The organism is Olivibacter sp. XZL3 (assembly GCF_004368405.1).
In the GTDB taxonomy this organism is placed as follows: domain Bacteria; phylum Bacteroidota; class Bacteroidia; order Sphingobacteriales; family Sphingobacteriaceae; genus Olivibacter.
Genome location: NZ_SBJH01000003.1, coordinates 34424 through 54616, shown reverse-complemented (window position 1 = coordinate 54616; position 20193 = coordinate 34424). Strand labels below are relative to the sequence as shown.

Here is a 20193-nt window from a genome sequence, read left to right as displayed (position 1 = left end):
TTTGAAGGGTTAATAGCGATCGATAACTTTACAGATTTCGTCGAAAATTTCGTCAATGGATCCTATTCCATTAATATTTTGAAGCTTTCCCTGTTGCTGGTAATAGTTGGCAACAGGCGCTGTTTTCGAATTGTATTCTACAATGCGCTTCCGGATAACTTCCGGATTGGCATCATCCGCGCGACCTGATTCCTGTCCGCGTAGCAATAATCTTTTTTCAAGTTCTTCTTCGTCAACTTGAAGTGCAATCATCCCTGAGATCTGAGCTCCCTTTGATTGCAACAGTTCATCTAAGGCCTGCGCTTGGGCCACTGTGCGTGGAAAGCCGTCGAAAATAAAACCTTTCGCATCCGGATTGCTGTCCAGCTTATTGCTGATCATGCCAATTACTACTTCGTCAGGAACTAATTTTCCATCATCCATAAGCTTTTTAGCTTCTACTCCTAAGGCGGTTCCCTGAGCGATTTCTCCCCTTAATATGTCTCCTGTAGATAAATGGACTAACTGATACTTTTCAATAAGTTTTTGGGATTGTGTACCTTTTCCGGCGCCTGGAGGGCCAAATAAAACTAAATTTAACATGTTTGTGAAATTTTTTAGTCCAATGAGCTTTGCATTGGGTTTACTGTTTAACTTGTACATCTAGCGGCTAACACAGTTTACGCCCCTCACCGCTGTTTTCTTTCGCCAAATTATTTCGTTCAACGAAAGCCATGTGCATTCGTATACATCAGGAGCAGATAAATTTTAATATGGGTCGAATCCGACCCTTGTGGTGCTCCGTAAAGGGCTCTTTATTAAAAAAGAACGGTCGCAAAGGTAAGGCTTATTTTTTTATTTTTTGCATAGCGGGACGAAAGAATGCCCTTTGGCAATCCGTATTTTCTGCTTTCTGGTGTGTGTTTATGCAATTAGCATAAACCTTTATTCTTTCTATGGTTGTATGCAAAGCGCTCGTTTCCTTTGGGCCCTTCTCTACTAATTGGTTAATTAACTTATTCATATCGAATTTTTAGTGTACTTTTGGCTGTCTTATTCAGGATAAGCGTTAATGGAACAATCTTCTTACGAACCTAGTGCCAACGAATTAGCGACGCAACTCGCTGACATGAGAAAATTGCAAGCGATCAGTGCGAAACTCATAGTGGAAAACAATGTCGACAAGCTTTATCAGGAAATTCTCGATGCAGCTATCGATCTTCTTCGTTCCGATATGGGCAGCATGCAAATCCTTTTCCCGGAAAGGAACGAATTGGCATTGCTTGCCGAGAAAGGATTTCATCCGCTATCTGCAAGTTTTTGGAAAGTAGTAACGCTCGACTCTGCCAGCACCTGTGGAAAGGCTTTGGCCTTGGGTAGACGGGTTGTCGCATCTGACGTAGAGGATTGTGAGTTCCTTAGCGGGACAGAAGATCTTCATTTCTATAGGCTGTCAGACATTCGGTCGGTCCAGACGACCCCCTTGATTTCACGATCCGGAAAAGTGGTTGGTATGATCTCTACACACTGGAAAGAAGCTCACCGACCTACGGCATATCACCTCAGTTTACTAGATGTCTTAGCGCGGCAAGCTGCCGATGTGATCGAGCGACGTAAAGCGGAAGAAGCGCTCAAAGAGTCAGAGGAGCGGTTGAGGATGGCTGTTAAAGCGGGTGCGGTAGGTACGTTTATCTGGAATTTGGAAAAGGATAGTTTCCGCCCCGACGCACAGTTGCTGTCACTGTTTGGGCTACCGCCGACTACGCCGAATCCGCGACAGGCTCTGCAAAACATTATCCATCCCGATGACCGCAATTGTTATTTAGCGAAGGCGGCCGATAAAGCGAAGAGTTTATATACAGCGGGAGCTTTAGAGGAAGATATTCGTATCGTCCTTCCTTCCGGTGCCATTCGTTGGATCTGCGTAAACGCCCAAGCTTGTTTTTCGGAAAGCATCAGTCAATCTTATGTGGCAGGATGTGTTACCGATATTACAAACAGAAAGACAGTCGAGCAACATAAGGATGAGTTTATCAGCGTAGCAAGCCACGAACTTAAGACGCCGGTTACCAGCATTAAAGCCTATGCTCAACTCTTACAACAGCAGTTTCAGCAAGACCCAACCAAAATAAATTTCCAGATTTTAAGCAAATTGGGTAAGCAGACGGATCGATTGGTAAAGCTGATCTATGATTTGCTAGATACAACGAAGGTAATGGACGGACAGTTACGTCTGCATATTGAAAAGGTAGACCTTAACCCAATAATTGCAGATTACGTTTCAGAGCTGCAATCCCTCACCGAAGAGCATGATTTATTTTTTGAAGCAGGATCTATTCATGCAGCGCTTGCAGATAAAGATCGGGTGGGTCAGGTATTGATGAATCTGGTGTCTAACGCCATAAAATATTCGCCGGCAGGTGGGCGAATCAAAATTAGCACTACAATGACTGAGAATGACTATGTAAGGATAAGCGTTGCCGACGAGGGTAAAGGGATTGCCGAAGATCAAAAAGCGAAGATTTTCGGCCGTTTTTATAGAGCAACGGATTCCCATAAATTGGGTCTCCCCAGTTTAGGCCTTGGCTTATATATTTGTGCCGCAATTGTCAAACAGCATCAAGGGCACATAGGCCTGGAAAGCAAAGAAGGGATGGGTTCTGTTTTTTACTTTGATCTACCTACCGCTCGGTGATATAGCATTCAATAGTTGAGCTGTGCATAATGCGCGGGGCGGTTACTTCTTTTATGAAAAAACAAGCCAGCCTATCAATGTACGTTTGATTTTGAAAATAAGTTAATTATAACAACCCCAATGACGATAAAAGCAATTCCTAATACGGCAGGGAAATCAAGACGTTGCTCGTACACAAAATAGCCGATCAACGAAATCAGTACAATCCCCGCTGCCGACCATATTGCATAGGCGATACCAATGGGAATTCCTTTCAGCGCGAAAGACAGTAAGTAAAATGAAGTTGCCATCGCTACAAAAAAGATAAATGTTGGTATAGGCCTGCTGAATTGTTCGGTTTTCTTTAAAAAAGATGTTCCAACAATCTCACAAAGAATGGCGGCTGCGAGGAATATGTAATTTTTCACTTTCTCCGGATTTGATGAATACAAAGATAATGTTTTGCCCATGAAGGAGGTGAGATCTAACAAAAACATGGAGAGCGGCTTCCTCTATTGCCTGTGTAGGAATCCGTCTCCTGTTTTTTACTTTAACAGTGGAACAGGACTTTCTTCTTTCCACCAATTCTAGAACTTATTTTTAGACCAATAGGTTGCAGTGAGGATTGACAAGTTTTTTGAGATGAATCGCATGAGTCAATATTTATTATTGAAAAATTTCATTTAAAACGCCCGCTAGACGAATCCCCGCTCTCTCCATGCGATCTTCAAATACAGGGACCTGTTTTTGGTAATAAGCTTCGTCAAAGTTTGCGTTTTTAGCAGCATCGTCATAAAGCCGTTCGCTTAGCTGATAACTTTCATGTAACCACTTGATCAGGTCGTCTCGCTGCAATTTACGGATTTTTCTTCGCTTCGTGTGGCCAATCTTATCCGCTAATTGTTCATAAGTCAGGCCTTCATGCTCCACTAAGCGGCTATCCCATAAGCCATGCAGGTTCCCGGGTTTATTTAGGAAAGTGATGCGGATACGGTTGCCTCCGAGATCTTCAGCACGCCCGGTGTGCATCGGCTGGTGCAAATCGCCTACTATGTGTACGATGAATTTCAGTGCAAAAATTTTTTCCTCCCGCGTTTTTAATGGGTCTTTTAAATCCGACTGGCATTTTTGGAGCGCCTTGTATATGTTGTCCCGATTTTGATGAATTACGGAGTCCATAAAATCTTTTTTGTGAAGCCCTGCCGGTAAATTGATATAATGCCAGGGCGCGGTATAACGGTAAGCCTCTTTTGATCGTATTTCGTCTGCATAGGTGCTTACCTGAGCCAATGTTTCATCCGCTAGCAATTCCTTAACAGCGGCTTTCGCTTGAGGGGTTAAATGACGTTCAGCAAGTAGGCCGATCGTCCGATGGCCAGTTACACCCCAAGAAGATAGGAGGGCGACTAATGCCACTAATACGAGGGATAGGAGTGGTTTTCTATATCGCATAACATTTGTTAAGTTAGAGGCTGTTATTAGGCAGCCTCTAAGGGTTTGATTAATTAAAAATATAACGGAAACCAAATTGCATCGTCCACGTTGACGAGAAACTTACATTGTCTTGAAATGTTTGGGATATCGGCAGGTTGCGGTCGGTTTGTAACCTAAACGTAGGCCTAACATCTCCGCCCGGAACCAAGGAAGAAGTGTTCGTCGGCACTAGAATGGAGTTGGTAATTACACTTCTACGAACGCCCCATTCCTTATTTAGGAAGTTGCCTACATTCAGAATATCCCAACTGAACTGGAGGGTATTACGTTTACCGCCAATATTGGTAAAGATATCCTGCAAAAATTTGAAATCGAACTGTCCGTTAAAAGGGCCAATAGCGCCGTTGCGCTCTGCATATTGTCCTTTGCGACTACGGAGGTACTTGTCTTGGTCTACATAACGGAAGAACATATCACTTTGCTGTTGCGGCGTGTAAGTCACTGCATTATCTCCGCTTCCTATGGTTAAAGGTACAAAGGTAATTTCAGATGCGTCTCTTGGAACATAGATAAGGTCTGAATTCGCTCCATCCCGGTTAATATCGCCCGAATAGGTGTAGGAGAATCTGTTGTTTGAACCTTCGTAAAGCAGAGTAAATTGAGAAGCTAGATGCTTCAACACCTCTTTACGGTAATACACCGAGGCAATAATCCGATCCGGCGAGGCCGCACCGGAATAGCCCAGTTCAGGCTGGTTAGCGCCGTTTACTGAGGTGGTGCCTTGCCAACCTGAAAGCGTCTGATCGCCACTACCCTCATATAATTTCTTGACTTGGCTGCGGACATAAGAAACCGTTCCGCCGAAGCCATTGCTAAACCGTTTGCTAAGGGTTGCCGTAAGTGAATAATAGTAGCCGCGCGAAGCATTATCCAAGACGATGACATTGAAAGCGCCCGGTTGTTGCGCATTTTGTCCTGGAACAACGGTTCCGTTAGGGACTGCTAGGCCGTTGAGGATTGGATTAATAAATTTATCCCGGTTGGCGCTTGGGTAAATTAAGCGGTTGTCTGGATAACCGTCTACGTTAAGCGGCTGTGGCTCTACTAAGTTGGCATTTCTGAATAAGACTGTGTTGATGTCCTTATTGTATATCCCTTCCAGCGTACCAATGATTCCAAAAGGCAGTTTGGCATCCAATGCCAAGCTCATCTTATAGGTTTGCGGCATCTTCAGGTCTTTAGACATGACGGTAATCGGATTAGGTAACACGGTTCCGGCAACAGGAGGCGTAGCAGGACGATAGGCGCCTATATCAGCGTTAAAAGGCCCCGGTGTGTTTTCTTGTCCCTGATAGGTCTCGGTCACTTGAAGCATGCCCGCATCGCCGGCCTGTGCCACAATCCACACGTAAGGAATTTTTCCTGTAAAAATACCGGCGCCCCCGCGCAATTGCAAGGATCTGTCGCCTTTGATGTCCCAGTTAAAACCTACTCTAGGAGAGAATAATATGCGTGCATCGGGTAGATTACCTGTATTCAAGCGTTCTCCGTTGGCGAATGTAAGTTCTGAAACCAATGGGTGCTCCTGCAGTACCTTGGGATAAGATCCGTAATCTAGGCGCAAGCCGGCCGTCACCCTAAATTTGTCGGTTACCGCTATTTCGTCCTGACCATAAATCGAATATTGGCCGAATTTGAATGAGGGATAGGCCTGTTCATAACCTGGAGATAAGGAGTAGGTCTGTGCAAAGTCAACGGGTTTATTGCCATTCACAAAGTCATCCCAAGAGTTAAAGGTGTAATAGCTGGTGGCGAAGCGTTGAAATCCGTTTTTGGTGGTGCTGAATTCCGCTTGTATCCCCGCTGTAAAATTGTGCTTTCCAACCGACCATGTTAAATAATCGTTGAATGAGAACATTTGAACGTCCCGTAGATTACCATAGGTGAAAGGTTCATATCCAAAGGACGTAAATGGCCTGCCATCCTGCAGGATATCTACGAACGGAAAGAGTTCACTGTCCGAACTCCGCGGATCATTTTGGTTGGTATAAGAAAACCGGAATGTATTGTTGAAAATGCCGGCAAATTTGCTGTTCCATTCTGCGGTTAAGGAATATAGGTTTGCCTCCTGGTAGTAATTGGCATTTTTAAATGGTAAGGCATAGGTGTCCCGGCGCGAGCCGTTCGAAAAGCCGGGAAGCGGACTGCGTGATGTACTCACGAAAGAAGGACTTTTTGTCTTTACATAACTATAACGGATGTTAAAGTGATTGTCGTTATTGATATTCCAGTCCAGTCGTGCCAATAAGTTCGTGCGTTCCGATTCAAAGTTGTATCCTTGATAAGGGCCGGTTTCATATCCATAGGTTGTTCTTAAGTAATTGCTGATTTCGTCCAGCTCTGCCACCGTTGGACGCGTAATATTCGTCTGGCTGCCAAATGGTTCTTGCGGAGTAGCAGCTACCCTGGTTTGACCCGGTTCTGCTTGGGTCTCTCTTTCCGCATTCAGGAATAGAAAGAGCTTGTTTTTGATGAGCGGACCACCAATACGGGCACCATAAATCTTGTACGACTGATCTGTAGCGTTCAGCTCCGGATAGGTGCTTACTTTGGTACCGATTTGATTTTGATTACGGAAATAGGTGTAAGCCGAAGCAGAAATATCGTTTGTACCTGAGCGGGTAACGGCATTGATTGATCCGCCTATAAATCCAGACTGCCGGACATCATAAGGAGTGACGTTTACCGATATCTCCTCCAAGGCATCAATAGATACCGGATTTCCGTTTCCCGGTAAATTACTACCGATACCGAAGTTGTTGTTGAAGTCGGCCCCGTCAAGGGTGATGTTGTTCTGGCGGGAGTTACCGCCGCCGATAGAGTTGCCACTTGACTGGGGTGTCAATCTAGTTAAATCATTTAAACTACGACTGATTGTGGGGACCGACTGGATTTCGCGGGTGGAAAGCGTGGTGGCCGTTCCGGTTCTGCTCGCATTGAGGATAGACGTTTTATCGGCTGTACCGATTGTCACTTCATCGAGCTGCGTGGCCGAGTTATCCAAGGAAACATTTAATACATAAGGATCACCAATTTTAAGGTCGATATTATCAATGACTTTCGGTTGGTGACCAATAAAGGTAATCTGCACGCGGTAAGGGCCTCCCGGGCGCATATTCGGTATATTGAAAGTACCGGCGTTGTTAGAGGCTGCTCCATATACCGTTCCGGAAGGAAGGTGGGTGGCAATGATTGTCACGCCCGAAAGTACCTCGTTGTTTTCTCTGATTGTTCCGGTCAGGGTTCCCGTGGTCACCTGAGCCTGGAGGATGGAAGTAAAAAATATTAAAATAAAAAAAGTAAGTAATCTGCGCATTTTTTTATCTTGTTGCGTTAATTAATTTCTGTGAGTTAATTGATGGTAGGTAAGGACTGCTGCAGCCCCGACCTCAGCCGGAAGTGCTGGTAACACTATCCGGCTTCTTTTATTGTCGCTTATTTCATGGATGAATTTTGTGCATTAAGGGTTAGTTGATTATGGTCTATACTATAGGTTATTCCTGCGGTAGTGGTAAGCTGGTTAAGCACATCGAACAGGCTCTGATTCGCTAAATGGAGCGTATAGCGGGCTGTATCGGTTTCGGAAGCATTGACCGTCACCTCCATTTGAAAATGCCTTCCCAGTTCTTTTCCGATTTCGTGAATGGTCAGCTTGCTCTGTAAGGGCGTTTTATTTTTAACGCGAGGCACTATTTCCTCAGCTGACTTGAGTACGGTCGTTTTATTTTCTGTAGGATGGTAGGTCAAGATTGCCCCTTTCCGCAAACTGGCATTAACGACCTGTAAATTGCCATCAGGTAGCACCCGGCAAACGTCAACCTCTCCGGAAGCCACCGAAACGCGATATTCCGTTTGCGGCTCATAAGCTTGAATATTGAAAGCCGTACCGATGTCCCGTGTGATCAGATCACCGGTAACGACTTTAAATAATCGGCTATTGTCATGACGTACTTCAAAAAATGCTTCACCTTTGTCGAGGAATACTGTCTGCTCCTTTTCTAATCGGTACTTTGGCAATCGTAGGGTGGTGGAAGGGCTGAGCCAGATGGTCGTACCATCCATGCTCACCTTGAGGAATTCGTTACCCCCTGTGGCGATCGTTTGATAAGATTGTTGAACAACCTGAAGAGGGCGACTGCGGAACAATGTGCTTAGCGGTATAATTGCCGCAGCTACCAACAAGAAAATACAGGCGACTTTCAACCAGCTCTTTATAGGTAAACGACGTACAGGTGTAACGGCAATAGAAGTTTTTAGTCGCTGTTTAAGTTCGGTATATATACGCCGTTCAGTATTCGCATCCCTGAAGATATCTTCCGGCACATCGTTATCTCCCGTTTCGAACCAGTCGTCAATTATGGCACTACGCTGTTTGTCAAGCGTATGCCTCTCGTATTCGTAAAATAGCCGTTTTAAAGCTTCCTGTTTTTTTGCCTTCATTCACAACTATAGTGCACGACAACGCAGAAAGTACTTTAAGAAGAAATTAAACGTATGTTAAATTTTTATTCAGTAGGTCGAACAGGAGGAGTAGGGCGTAAGCCATTGATGCAGACTCTAGCGATGATCGGAGTCTACGAAGGGCTTCTGAAATATTGTTTTTTACAGTCTGTTCAGACAAGTTCAATTCGTTGGCAATGTCATGAATTGATTTTTCTTCGTAGCGACTGAGTATGAAGCATAGGCGCATATTGTGCGGCATTTTGTGTAGCTCCTGATCCACTACATGCTGGGTCTCCTTCAGCATCAGCTGATCATCAGTTTCTTCCAGCCGGGAGAGCCGTTCCATTAGAATGTCGATGCCATTGAGCTTGATTTTGTCTTTACGAAAGGACATCATGATGTTGCTTTTGGCTACCTTATTTAAATAAGGTAGAAAGGATTCCTCAGCATATAGCAGGTGTTTGCGATTCCAAATGTACAGAAAAACATCTTGGAGAATATCTTTTGTTTGATCTTCGTCTTTGGTAAACCTATAAATAAAAGAAAATAATTTTTTCCAATGCCTGTCGAATAAGGCATGAAAAGCCTCTTCATCACCTAAAGACAATGCTCTTAGTAATTCTTGATCAGATCCATTCATCCGCATTCCACATGTTAATCAACATATTAAACAACCCCGTCGCTGTAATTCCGACTGGTAATGCGGGGCAAAGATATTCTTTTTACATAAAGTAGATGTTAGTACGCTGTTAAATATAGGCTATCAGGTATTTTGATGTTAGAGGCAAATACTTGTTCCGTGACAATTTACTTCATCAACGCGAGACGGAAAATAGTGTCCTATCTGTAGCGATAACCAGATTAACCGTTTGCTATAGACACCGGTTGAAATACATACTAAGGACAGGCTCTACTAAATGCGGTGTGGGTGAGAATTATATCATTTTTATGATACAAGTATATAACTTATGTTATTTTAATGATAAAATAGAACTGCTGAAATTTGCTTTATCAAAACAAAAGCAAATGAAAATTAATTTAACGGCCTTTATCAAGAGTAAAACCGACTGTACTGAAGAAATCAAGGGTGTATTGAAAGATCTTGTTGTACAATCTAAAAAGGAGCCTGCCTGCTTGCAGTATGACCTGCACCAGAGTGTGGAAGATCCGAATGTTTTCATCTTTCATGAGGTATGGAAAGACGAAGAAGGCTTCGCCCTTCATAATGAGCAGCCATATATAAAAACTTTTAGGCAGACAGCAAGTGAAAAATTGCAGGAAATACCAATTATTTATCGAACAGATATTATTTAAAATAAAGTAAGATGGAATATAGAAATTTAGGGAAAAGCGGATTGAAAGTCTCTGTTCTGAGCTTAGGTACCGGCACCTTTGGGGGGACTAATGAGTTCTTTGGTCGTTGGGGGCAAACAGACTTAAAAGAAGCCTCGCGATTGATTGATATTTGTTTGGATAGAGGCTTAAACTTTTTTGATACAGCTGACGTGTATTCACAAGGAGCTTCAGAAGAGATTCTTGGCGCTGCAGTCAAAGGAGGGCGTGAAAAGGCCATCATCGCTACCAAAGGATCTTTTGCAATGAGTGAAGACGTAAATGGCAGGGGTTCATCGAGGTTTCACATTGTCAACGCTGTTAATAATAGCTTGAAACGCTTGGGAACAGACTATATCGATGTGTATTTTATGCATGGATTTGACAATTATACGCCTGTAGAGGAAACGCTGCGAACCTTGGATAATCTGGTAACAAGTGGTAAGGTTAGATATATTGGCTGCTCAAATTTTGCAGCTTGGCAGTTGATGAAATCATTGTCTATTTCAGAAAAGTATAATCTGGAACAATATGTCATTTACCAAGGTTATTATTCACTGATAGGCCGGGACTATGAACAGGAACTGATGCCGTTGATCGAAGACCAAGGGTTGGGATTAATGGTTTGGAGTCCACTTGGTTGGGGCCGACTCACAGGAAAAATAAGAAGGAATCAGCCGATTGGCGAAGGCCGTATAAAATCTGGAGGAGCAGTAGGATCACCACCCGTAGACGATGAATTTCTATATACCGTTGTAGACGTTCTGGAACGGATTGCAAACGAGACGGGCAAAACTATAGCGCAGGTTGCACTTAACTGGCTGTTACAGCGAGATACGGTTTCCAACATCGTGATCGGCGCCAGGAATGAACAACAGTTGCTTGAAAATTTAGGGGCAGTGGATTGGTCGTTGACAAGCGAACAATTGACTGCACTGACTACGGCTACAGACCAAACACCTATCTACCCACACTGGGTGGGCGAACGGTAAGTGATTCTCAAGGCGGTGCAGATATTGCATAGGCTTTGAAACAACAAAATTTCTATTCGTATCGATTGCCGTGCAGGCGCCAATTTGTGTTTTTAAAACTTAATACGAGATCTGGGACGAAATCTTAATAACGGTAATGCTATGGGCTGATGCTTCTCTGTAAGTTGACTGAAAGGTTCAGCTAGGTTCCAGCAATTGTTATTGCTGAACCTGGCTGAACCTGTCGTTTGTTTGAGGTAATTATTGCCAGCCAAAAATTTGACCAAGATTTGGATTCAATGTAATTTGTTGTTGTGGTATTGGACGGTAATAATATTTAGGGGAAACAAATGTTCCCATGTCTTCGATAATCTGGATATTTCCAGAAGTTGCTCCGCCCAAGAAAAGCGATACGTCTTGGCCGAAGGTGCCAACACGGTAATATTGCAGTACTTTTCCTAAACTATTAGTCTCTTTATCATTCGGAATAGATTGTGAAGCCGGTAGTAAATAGATGTCTGGTACTCCGTCACCGGTGAGATCATGCTTACCCAGTGATCCAAAATAAATACCTTGTGGCTCCTTTTCCAAAAACTTCCCAGTCTCCCAACGCATTAGGTCATCATATCGCCTGCCTTCAAATGCTAATTCCACTCGGCGCTCGCGCCTGATCTCCAATATTTCTGCCCGTTGTCCAGAAACTATATTTGAGAATTTGGCCGCTTCAATAGGATCAATCGGTGGGTTTAAGTTCATATGTGGCATTCCTACCCGGTCTCTCAATTTATTAATGGTCATATCCAGATCACCTTGAGTGAGCTCGCCGAGTTCAGCCTTCGCTTCTGCATAAGTCAGCAGAATTTCGGCAAAACGGTACAGCGGTATATCGATGTTATTGCGGGTATCTTGATCGGTTGTGTTGTAGAAGCCTTTGATCTGATGGTACCCCGAAAAGTTTTTGGCTAACTGTTGCACATATAAGCCCGTTCCTTGCGCATAGGTGCCAGAACGTACCAATATCCATCCGGGGTAAGCATAAGTTTGATATAAACGGGGATCCCGATCACGGAATTCTTCGACGAATTCATTTTGTTGGTAGTTCGGCTGGCTGCTGTAAAAAGAGCCGTCTTTCATCAGGTATGCTTGTATTAAGTCCTTAAGGGGATAGGTTTCGTAATTTCCAAATAGCCATTCACCAGTATCGCCATTGAGCAGATTAGCCTGATAAAATCTGGCATAAATTATCTCTGGGTTGCCAGATAGATCCGCATTGGCAAATAGGTTGGCATAATCCTCATTTGGTTTCCCCGTCGTGTAAATACTAAATGATCCATTGTCCATAATGTCTTTCGTTACATCAATCGCTTTTTGGAAAAGATTTGCTGCCGATTCTGACAGGTTTAATTCAGCATGGTATTTCCGGAAGGTTGCTTCGTGCAATAGAAACCGTGCATAATCCGCTTTTACCACCCATCTGCTTACTTCTCCACTTGTTGCTGAAATGTTTACGTTGTTTGCAGCAAATTCATAGTCTTCCAGAATATGGTTTACGATGGTTTCGCGCGTGTCACGTTGTGCAAATAATACATCCTCATTATCGGTTGTCACCACCTGATCCACCCATGGAATATCAGAATAGCGTTTTACTTTATCTACATAAAAACGAGCACGGAAAAAGCGGCCCAGACCTTCAAAGTGGTTGAGACGTTCTTCCGCGATATTGGCTTTGCGAAAATTTGCCAGAAAGAAATTCACATTTCGTAATTGGCTCCAGTCCCAACCACCGGTAATGGTAGTTGAGGAAGGATTGGTAGTCATCATGGTCTTCAACTCTACATTCCCGGTAGTGAATGCATTGTCCGTCAAATTATAAGCATCGTCGGTATAGATACCGGGAGACGGGAAATCATAGAGGTTATAAACATATAAGTTAAGATCTTCTTCGGTATTAAAAAAGCTTCCGGCGTCAATGTCGGTTTCTGGTGTTTTCTCTAAAAAGTCGTCGTTACAGGCCATGAAAGATAGGGCTAGGACGCCTATGAACAAACGAATGCTTATTAACTTGCTCGGTTTTATATATATTCTTGTCGACATTTTCTTCTTATTTAAAATATGGCATTAACTCCTATTGAATAACTTCTTTGGAATGGATAGGTCATCCCGTTCCCATTACGTCCGGAACCGACGGTGGGATCTGGGTTGATATTGGCATTAGTGCTCTCTGGATCGTAGAATTTTTTAATACCCGACCATTCAAAAACATTTTCGCCTGAAGCATATATGCGAAGTCTGGCAAAACCAATTTTTTTGATCAGGTTTGTTGGTAAGGTATAGCCAATAGTCACGTTTTTTATACGGAGATAAGAGGCATTAAGTAAATACCCGGTTTGAGGGATGGCTAAACCCATAGCATCGTCAATTCTAGTTCCTAGGTTAGCATCCGCTAACCAAGATTGCAGAATGGGGTAGGTACCATTTAAGTTAGCATCGGCTAAACCTGCGTTCAGGTAAGATTGCGAATGCCTTGCTCGCTGTTCTTCACTGTCGCTCGTAGGGCGATAGAAATCGAGCAGATGCTCATACGTATTGCCATAGGGTTGTTGGTAGAAGCCCCAGTAAGTATAATCAATAGGATAGTAATCTCGTTTTCCTACGCCTTGTAAGAAGAGCCGGATATCAAAGTTTTTCCAGGAAGAATTGAGATCTAAGCCGAACTGGTAACGTGGAGTAGAGTTGCCGATGATAGTGAGGTCTTTTGTGTCGTCTAAAGTGTATCCTTTTTCGATTTTACCATTACCATCCCGATCAACATACTTCGGCCATCCTGGTACAATTTGTAAAGCACCCCATGGGATAATAGAGGATTCATCCAGTTGCGTAATTTCATCGGTATTCTGAAACAAACCATTATTTTGTAATCCCCAGATGTCACCGAGTTGCATGCCCTTATAATATTGCAAGATACTGCCACTCGGGTTATCGAAACGGGTGATATGCGTCTTTGAATCGGATAACACGAAGCGCGCCTGGAAGTTTAACGGACTTCCTCCCACATCATATTTATCCTGGTAAGCTAAAGAAAGTTCCCAACCTTTAGTTTGTAAGTCGGCTGCATTTTCTTTGGGCTCGCCAGCTCCCAAAATATCGGGCAAGTCTTTTCCGAAAGTTAGCATATTCAATGTGTTCCGTTTATAGATGTCAAACGTTGCGGTGAAGCGGTCCTGTAAGAAGCCAAGATCTAATCCGAAGTTTAGCGTGTTAACTTTTTCCCAAGTATAATTCGGCGAAACAAGGTCGGGTGGGCTAATCATTGTTGGTCGGTTGCCACCAATCAGATAACCAGCTTGGGAGGTACTCATATAAGGAAGGTAGCCATAATTGGCTACGTTCTGGTTCCCTAAAGAGCCATAAGAAGCACGAAGTTTTAGGTTATTGATAGTAGAACGAAAATCTTCCATAAAGGATTCCTGCTCGATACGCCAGGCTGCGGATGCTGAGGGGAAAAATCCGAAGCGCTTATCCTTAGGGAAGCGGGAAGAGCCGTCGTATCGACCGTTAAATTCCACTATATAACGATCGTCATAGGTATAATTGACCCGTCCAAAGGCTCCCCTTATCGCATAGGTTTGAATCTCTTCATCTCCGGTGGTTGCCCCGGTAGCGAGCCCGACGGTCGGATAGGAGGACGAAATCAAGTCTTGTCTGGTAACATAATAAAATTCGTCCCGATAATTTTCTTGGTTATATCCGATAATAGCAGATAAATTATGTTTGCCAAGGCTTTTGTTTAAAGTACCGTATAGGTTGAACACTTGATAGCCAATGAACTCGGCACCTCTTCGTGCGGCATTGGTGCCTTCTTCCCGTACGTCGTTCGGGCCATAGCCGATTTTATATTTGGTTTGGTAGGAGTTTGTATTGGCTGTTGTGTTTCTAAAGGTGAAATCACTGTTAACGGTGAGCAATCGATCCCAGAAAGACAATTCCGCTGTAAAGGTTGATTGAATCATGTTTTGCTTGATCGTGGTTGCGCCGCCGTCAACAAGTTGGGCCGCCATCCTACCTACGCTTTCATTCGCCCAGGTACCATCCGGGTTTTTATCCCATGACGTAGGAAACAACGTATAAAGGTTATAAATATCAAAGGGTGTATTATAAGGAGTGGAGTAAGTGGATGTAGATCTGCTGGGCGCCTCAAAAAAGGCAGTAGGAGCGGTTCTATCGGTAAAAGTATAGAACGTATTGTTGCCTATTTTTAGCCATTTTCTCAAGTTATAATCGATTTTAGCTCTTAAACTATAACGATCATTATAGTCATCAGCTAAGGTAAGCGGACTATTCTGGCGGTTGTATCCACCGGAAAGATAGTATTGCGCTTTATTATTGTCACTTACACCGCTAATAGCTAAGTCGTGATTCTGGTTGAAATTATAATCATCTAAGAAATAACGACTCCAGTCACGATCGCCCATATACTCCCATAAGCTGGGATCAGCAGGGTTCACCCTTACACCAGGAATAGACGGATCATCCGACCGCTCTTTGGCATATTGGTAGAACTGGTCGCTGTAATTGACATTGTCCCAAGGTGTGTTATCAGTCGACAGTTCCAATAAGCGAGAAAAGATATACGGATCGGTCACCATTTTAGGTATAACGGTGGGCTTGTTCAAGCTAAAGTTGTTGGAATAGTTGACCGTAGCGCCCGCTACGGAGCCGGTTTTGGTTTTGATCAAGATAACCCCAAATGCCGCCCGGGCTCCATAAATAGCGGCCGCGGATGCGTCTTTGATTACCGACATGGTTTCAATGTCCTGCGATGCCAATAAGTTCAGTTCCGCTGGGCTCACCTGAACCCCATCAATCAGGATAAGTGGATCGCCTCCATTAATAGAAGTGATACCGCGGATGTTGATATTGGCAGCAGCCCCTGGCGCACCGGAATTGAAGCGGATATTTAAGTTCGGCACCATTCCTTGTAATCCTTGAGCCACATTGGCTATCGGACGGTTTTGTAAATCTTCGGCCTTTACTTGATCGACAGCGCCGGATAAGTTGACTTTTTTCTGCGTGCCATAGCCAACAATCACCACTTCGTTTAAGCTCTGATTGTCTTCGTCCAAGACAATTTCATAGTGCTCAGCTGAGGTGATGGTGATGTCCTTTGGTAAGTAGCCGATTGCGGAAACATGCAATACATCGCCCGTTTTAACGTTTAACGTAAACGTTCCATCGATTTTGGTGGACGTTCCTCGCGTTTTTCCAGCAAGAGCAATACTAGCTCCCGGTATTGCTTCGCCCACAGAATCACGCACTAGGCCCGAAATGGTCCTGTCCTCTTCGGAAACTTGTCTGGCATATATGCCTTGTCGACCTATAAAGAGCAAGGATATAACCAGTAATAGTAGGGTTTGTTTCATCCGTTTGTTTTTTGTTTTGAGTTGTCTGATGGAGCCTTTGATGATCAAAAACAATCGTTAGTGTTTACTGATGGTGTTGATCATATCGGGCTCATAAAATTTTTTCGATTAGGGATTTGAGGCAAAGATGAGTTTTGTATGTTAAGGGCGAATTAATAATTCGTTATTTTAATTGAATGTTCATTCAATTAAAATTTCGTAATCGCTTAGTGGTGAGTGTGCCGGGATTGTCTGCTTTTATCCGTTTTGGTTAGGAATTCAAAGGAGGGATACAGATCAATTCTTTAATCGCTATTTTCGCTTACTAAAGTAACTGGTATATAAAATGAAAGTTATTATCATCGGAGCAGGCATCGGCGGTCTTTGTGCGGCAAGAGCTCTTCAAGGCTTAGGTATGCAGGTGGTGGTATATGAAATGACGACTGTTTTGAAACCCGTTGGAGCAGGTATTGGATTGGCTGCCAATGCCGTTCGTGGATTGGATAAATTGGGATTGGCAACTGCTGTTATCCAAAAGGGAAAACGGCTTACCGCTTTACAGATGCTCGACAAAAAGGGGCGAATGATCAGCGACCAAGATACCTCCTTATTGAATCCTTATTACGGCAATACGAATCTTGTTATCCACCGGGCCGAACTGCATGAGCTGTTGTTAGGATATATCAAAGAGGGCACATTGATGTTGGGCAAACGGTTTGCAAAAATGGAACAGAATTCAGACAAAGTGAAAGTCATTTTTACTGATGGTTCGACTGATGAAGCTGATCTGTTAATTGCGGCAGATGGTATCCATTCGGCTGTTCGACTACAGATCCTGCCGCACAGTACACCGAGATATGCGGGTTATACCTGTTGGCGGGCTGTTATTACGGATAGGGGGTTTGATTTTAACCGCGAGGTTTCCGCCGAAACCTGGGCGCCGGAAGGGAGATTCGGAATGGCAGCGCTACCCGGTGAGCGCATTTATTGGTATTGTTGCGTTAATGCAGCAAAGGGCGATGAAGGGATGCGCACAATGACACCAGAGCAATTGGCGTATCGTTTTCGAAATGTTCATCATCCCATTCCCGAAGTGTTGGCGGCAACTAAAACTGAACAATTGATCTGGAACGACATCATCGATATCCGACCACTCAAACAGTTTGTGTTCGGCCGGGTGGTTTTATTGGGCGATGCGGCACACGCAACAACACCCAATATGGGGCAAGGAGCTTGCCAAGCGATCGAGGATGCGGTGGTACTGGCCGATTGCCTGAGACGGGTAGGATGGGCTGAGGCTTTAGCGCAATATGAAAGGCGTAGAATGGAGCGGACGGCCAGAATAATCCAGCTTTCCCGTTTGTTAGGCCAAGTTTCCCAGTGGGAACAAGCTTGGCTTTGCTCCCTACGAAATAACTGCCTTCGCGCCCTGCCTCAGTGGTATATTAAAAAGCAGATGAAGTGGCTTTTTGACGTCGACTTTTGATGGCCTGCCAGTATAATCCTTAACAATAATTTAATAACTCTCCCCTGTTTTTGGTGCCGGTACTGTTTACATTTGTGCTATTATGCATTTAAATGTAATTGACGCGCTGGGATGGCTTGGCGTCATTCTTTGCCTATTGGCTTATTTATTAATTAGTTACGATTACATACGGCCAGATGACCGGATGTATCAAATGTTGAATATCGCAGGGGCAAGCGGTTTAGCCGTCAATGCACTGTATTATCACGATCGGCCGAATGTGTTGGTGAACGTTTTGTGGGCGCTCATTGCTTTAAGCAGATTAATCCCGTGGAGGCGCTTAATCAAGCTGCGGAAATGATCTTAACGGGATAAACCTAGTAGGTCATAAATTTCTTCTTTATACTGAGTAAGCCGCTTTTCGATCAAGGCCTTGTCTTCCACTAAAGACAAATAAAAATAGGCTCCGTCCAGGAAAATAAAAATAAGGTCGGCTGTATGACTTGGGTCGGTTAACTTTAACAGCTGCTGCTCGTTTAATTTAGTGAGGACGATGGTAAGGGCGGAACGCAGCGAGTCGAGGATGCGGATGTACTTCCGTTTAATCTTTTTATTCCGAAAGCTTTCTGCATAAAAATCGTAAAAAAGACTGTCGTCAAATAGCTTATTCCATTTTTTTGAAAACAAGCGGTCAACGATCTGATGAAGTTCTTCCAGTCCATAGTCTTTTTCATGATCGATTTTGAAAATCAATAAATACCGCTCCAAGAGGTAGTCGATCAAGGCGTTTTTCAGGTCTTCTTTGGTGGCAAAGTAGTGAATAATGAGGCTTGGATTGATATCCATCTCTTTGGCGACTTTGGCAATCGAGGTGTTGTTATAGCCTATTTTTTTTGATACTTTATAAAAAGACTGAATGATCTCTTGTTTTCGGGTATCTTTTATGCTTTTTCTTCCCATGGGTTTGTCTGATACTGAACAGTTACAAAAATCGCTTTTTATTGAATGAATATTCAATTAATAAATAAAATAAACATTTGTTAATCATGGCTTAATAGCGAAGCATGATCTTCACAGATGTTATCCGCATTGGTGCAATTTAAGCGAATTTAGCGATACTTGTGAAACGGTATCCTCCTTTAATCAGGTCGGCTCAATTGGGATTACTGTTTATTGTGTATTAGCAACCAACAAAAATAGAAGATGAAGAAATTAAGTATTTTACTGTTTTTATGTGTTTGTTCGGGGTCTATTTTGGCCCAGAGGCAAAAGAAAGTAGTGTTTGTTATCGCCGATGGAATAGCCGCCGACGCATTGGAGCAAACCAATCCGCCACATTTCAGACAGCTTGTAGATAAAGGCTGTTATTTGCGTGCCTATCAAGGCGGCGAAGTTGGTGGATACAGCGAAACGCCCACGATCTCTGCTCCGGGATATACCAATGTCATAACCGGGGTCTGGTATAATAAGCATAATGTTCCGGATAATGATATTAAAGCGCCGAATTATCACTATCCTACCATCTTTCGCTTATTAAAGGACGCCTTTCCGGAAAAGAAAATTGCGGTATTTTCCAGTTGGTTGGATAACCGCACCAAACTAATCGGAGAGGGTTTGGCAGAAACCGGTCAAATAAAGATGGATGAGGCTTTTGATGGATTGGAATTGGATACGGTACATTATCCGCACGATAAGGGGCGGCAATTCATGTTGGCTATCGATCAGGCTGTCACCGCAAAGGCAGCGGAATCGATTAAAGAACGTGCTCCAGATTTGTCATGGGTTTATTTGGAATATACAGACGATATGGGACATATGTACGGTGACAGTCCGCAGTATACTCGAGCGATCGAAAAGGTGGACGAGGAGATCGGGCAGATCCTGTCGGCTATTAATGAACGCGAGCAGAAATTTAATGAAGATTGGTTACTGATTGTAACGACCGATCATGGTCGCACTGAAAAAGATGGTAAAGGCCACGGAGGCCAGTCTTTCCGCCAACGATCGGCCTGGCTATTGAGCAACCGACCGCTTGACAATGCTTACAGTAAACTGCTTTATCCTGCATCGGTAGATATTGTGCCCACCATCGCTCGGTTTATGAATATTCCTGTACGGGAAGCTACCGGTAGAGAATTGGATGGTGTGCCTTTGTTAGGAAGCGTAGCCGTAGCCCAGCCTCAGGTTCATCGCTTAAAAGAGCACTTGGATGTTTCCTGGTTACCGCTTAAACAGGATGGGGAGCTAAAGGTCTGGTTGTCGACAACGAACAATAAAAAAACGGGCGGAGAAGACCATTATCAACTGATGGGTACGTTCCCATTAAATCGTAAACATGCGCTTATTTCTATTAAAGATATGCCTTCCTCATTTTATAAAGTAGTGCTGGAAACTCCTGAAAATACCGTAAATCGGTGGGTCATGGAAAAGGACTAG

General features: G+C 43.7%; 15 protein-coding genes. 6 read left to right on the top strand and 9 right to left on the bottom strand.

All coding sequences use genetic code 11. The features are described from left to right. Window positions 1-9 precede the first annotated feature (9 nt). The gene (locus EPX21_RS00640; RefSeq protein WP_134087746.1) at window positions 10-582 is read right to left on the bottom strand and encodes an adenylate kinase; all 573 of its coding nucleotides are present in this window, start codon (window positions 580-582) and stop codon (window positions 10-12) included. Window positions 583-1051: 469 nt separating this feature from the next. Between EPX21_RS00640 and EPX21_RS00635 the strand changes: the two genes are divergently transcribed. Continuing rightward, window positions 1052-2674 (top strand): ATP-binding protein, encoded by a 1623-nt coding sequence (locus tag EPX21_RS00635; protein ID WP_134087745.1) that lies wholly within the window; start codon window positions 1052-1054, stop codon window positions 2672-2674. A gap of 74 nt (window positions 2675-2748) precedes the next feature. Here EPX21_RS00635 and EPX21_RS00630 read toward each other — a convergent pair whose 3' ends face one another. The 5 genes from EPX21_RS00630 to EPX21_RS00610 all read right to left on the bottom strand — a co-directional run bounded on the left by EPX21_RS00630 (window position 2749) and on the right by EPX21_RS00610 (window position 9230). Next, entirely contained in the window at window positions 2749-3081 is a 333-nt protein-coding gene (locus EPX21_RS00630; RefSeq protein WP_134087744.1) for a multidrug efflux SMR transporter, read from the bottom strand. A 238-nt stretch (window positions 3082-3319) separates the two neighbouring features. After that, window positions 3320-4105 (bottom strand): S1/P1 nuclease, encoded by a 786-nt coding sequence (locus EPX21_RS00625; RefSeq protein WP_134087743.1) that lies wholly within the window; start codon window positions 4103-4105, stop codon window positions 3320-3322. A 49-nt stretch (window positions 4106-4154) separates the two neighbouring features. Continuing rightward, a complete protein-coding gene (locus tag EPX21_RS00620; protein WP_134087742.1) occupies window positions 4155-7463 on the bottom strand; it encodes a TonB-dependent receptor domain-containing protein in 3309 nt (1102 codons plus the stop codon). 119 nt (window positions 7464-7582) lie between these two features. Beyond that, window positions 7583-8587, bottom strand: a complete 1005-nt coding sequence (locus tag EPX21_RS00615) for a FecR family protein (protein ID WP_134087741.1) — start codon at window positions 8585-8587, stop codon at window positions 7583-7585. A 46-nt stretch (window positions 8588-8633) separates the two neighbouring features. Further along, complete coding sequence (locus tag EPX21_RS00610; RefSeq protein WP_166670640.1) at window positions 8634-9230, bottom strand: RNA polymerase sigma factor; 597 nt, start codon at window positions 9228-9230, stop codon at window positions 8634-8636. A gap of 386 nt (window positions 9231-9616) precedes the next feature. On the opposite strand from EPX21_RS00610, the gene EPX21_RS00605 reads away from it, so the two are divergent. Next, the gene (locus EPX21_RS00605; protein WP_134087739.1) at window positions 9617-9904 is read left to right on the top strand and encodes a putative quinol monooxygenase; all 288 of its coding nucleotides are present in this window, start codon (window positions 9617-9619) and stop codon (window positions 9902-9904) included. An 11-nt stretch (window positions 9905-9915) separates the two neighbouring features. Then, complete coding sequence (locus tag EPX21_RS00600) at window positions 9916-10914, top strand: aldo/keto reductase (protein WP_134087738.1); 999 nt, start codon at window positions 9916-9918, stop codon at window positions 10912-10914. A gap of 240 nt (window positions 10915-11154) precedes the next feature. Here EPX21_RS00600 and EPX21_RS00595 read toward each other — a convergent pair whose 3' ends face one another. Further along, window positions 11155-12987: a RagB/SusD family nutrient uptake outer membrane protein gene (locus EPX21_RS00595; RefSeq protein WP_134087737.1), complete on the bottom strand. Its 1833-nt coding sequence runs from the start codon at window positions 12985-12987 to the stop codon at window positions 11155-11157. A gap of 11 nt (window positions 12988-12998) precedes the next feature. Further along, window positions 12999-16313, bottom strand: coding sequence for a TonB-dependent receptor (locus EPX21_RS00590; protein ID WP_134087736.1), 3315 nt, complete (start codon window positions 16311-16313; stop codon window positions 12999-13001). Window positions 16314-16638: 325 nt separating this feature from the next. Between EPX21_RS00590 and EPX21_RS00585 the strand changes: the two genes are divergently transcribed. Continuing rightward, window positions 16639-17778: an FAD-dependent monooxygenase gene (locus EPX21_RS00585; RefSeq protein ID WP_134087735.1), complete on the top strand. Its 1140-nt coding sequence runs from the start codon at window positions 16639-16641 to the stop codon at window positions 17776-17778. An 82-nt stretch (window positions 17779-17860) separates the two neighbouring features. Then, window positions 17861-18118 (top strand): hypothetical protein, encoded by a 258-nt coding sequence (locus EPX21_RS00580; RefSeq protein WP_134087734.1) that lies wholly within the window; start codon window positions 17861-17863, stop codon window positions 18116-18118. A 2-nt stretch (window positions 18119-18120) separates the two neighbouring features. Here the strand turns inward: EPX21_RS00580 and EPX21_RS00575 are convergent, their stop codons facing one another. Beyond that, complete coding sequence (locus EPX21_RS00575; protein WP_134087733.1) at window positions 18121-18717, bottom strand: TetR family transcriptional regulator; 597 nt, start codon at window positions 18715-18717, stop codon at window positions 18121-18123. 243 nt (window positions 18718-18960) lie between these two features. Between EPX21_RS00575 and EPX21_RS00570 the strand changes: the two genes are divergently transcribed. After that, window positions 18961-20193 carry an alkaline phosphatase family protein gene (locus EPX21_RS00570; protein WP_134087732.1) on the top strand — a complete coding sequence of 411 codons (1233 nt, stop codon included), beginning with the start codon at window positions 18961-18963 and terminating at the stop codon, window positions 20191-20193.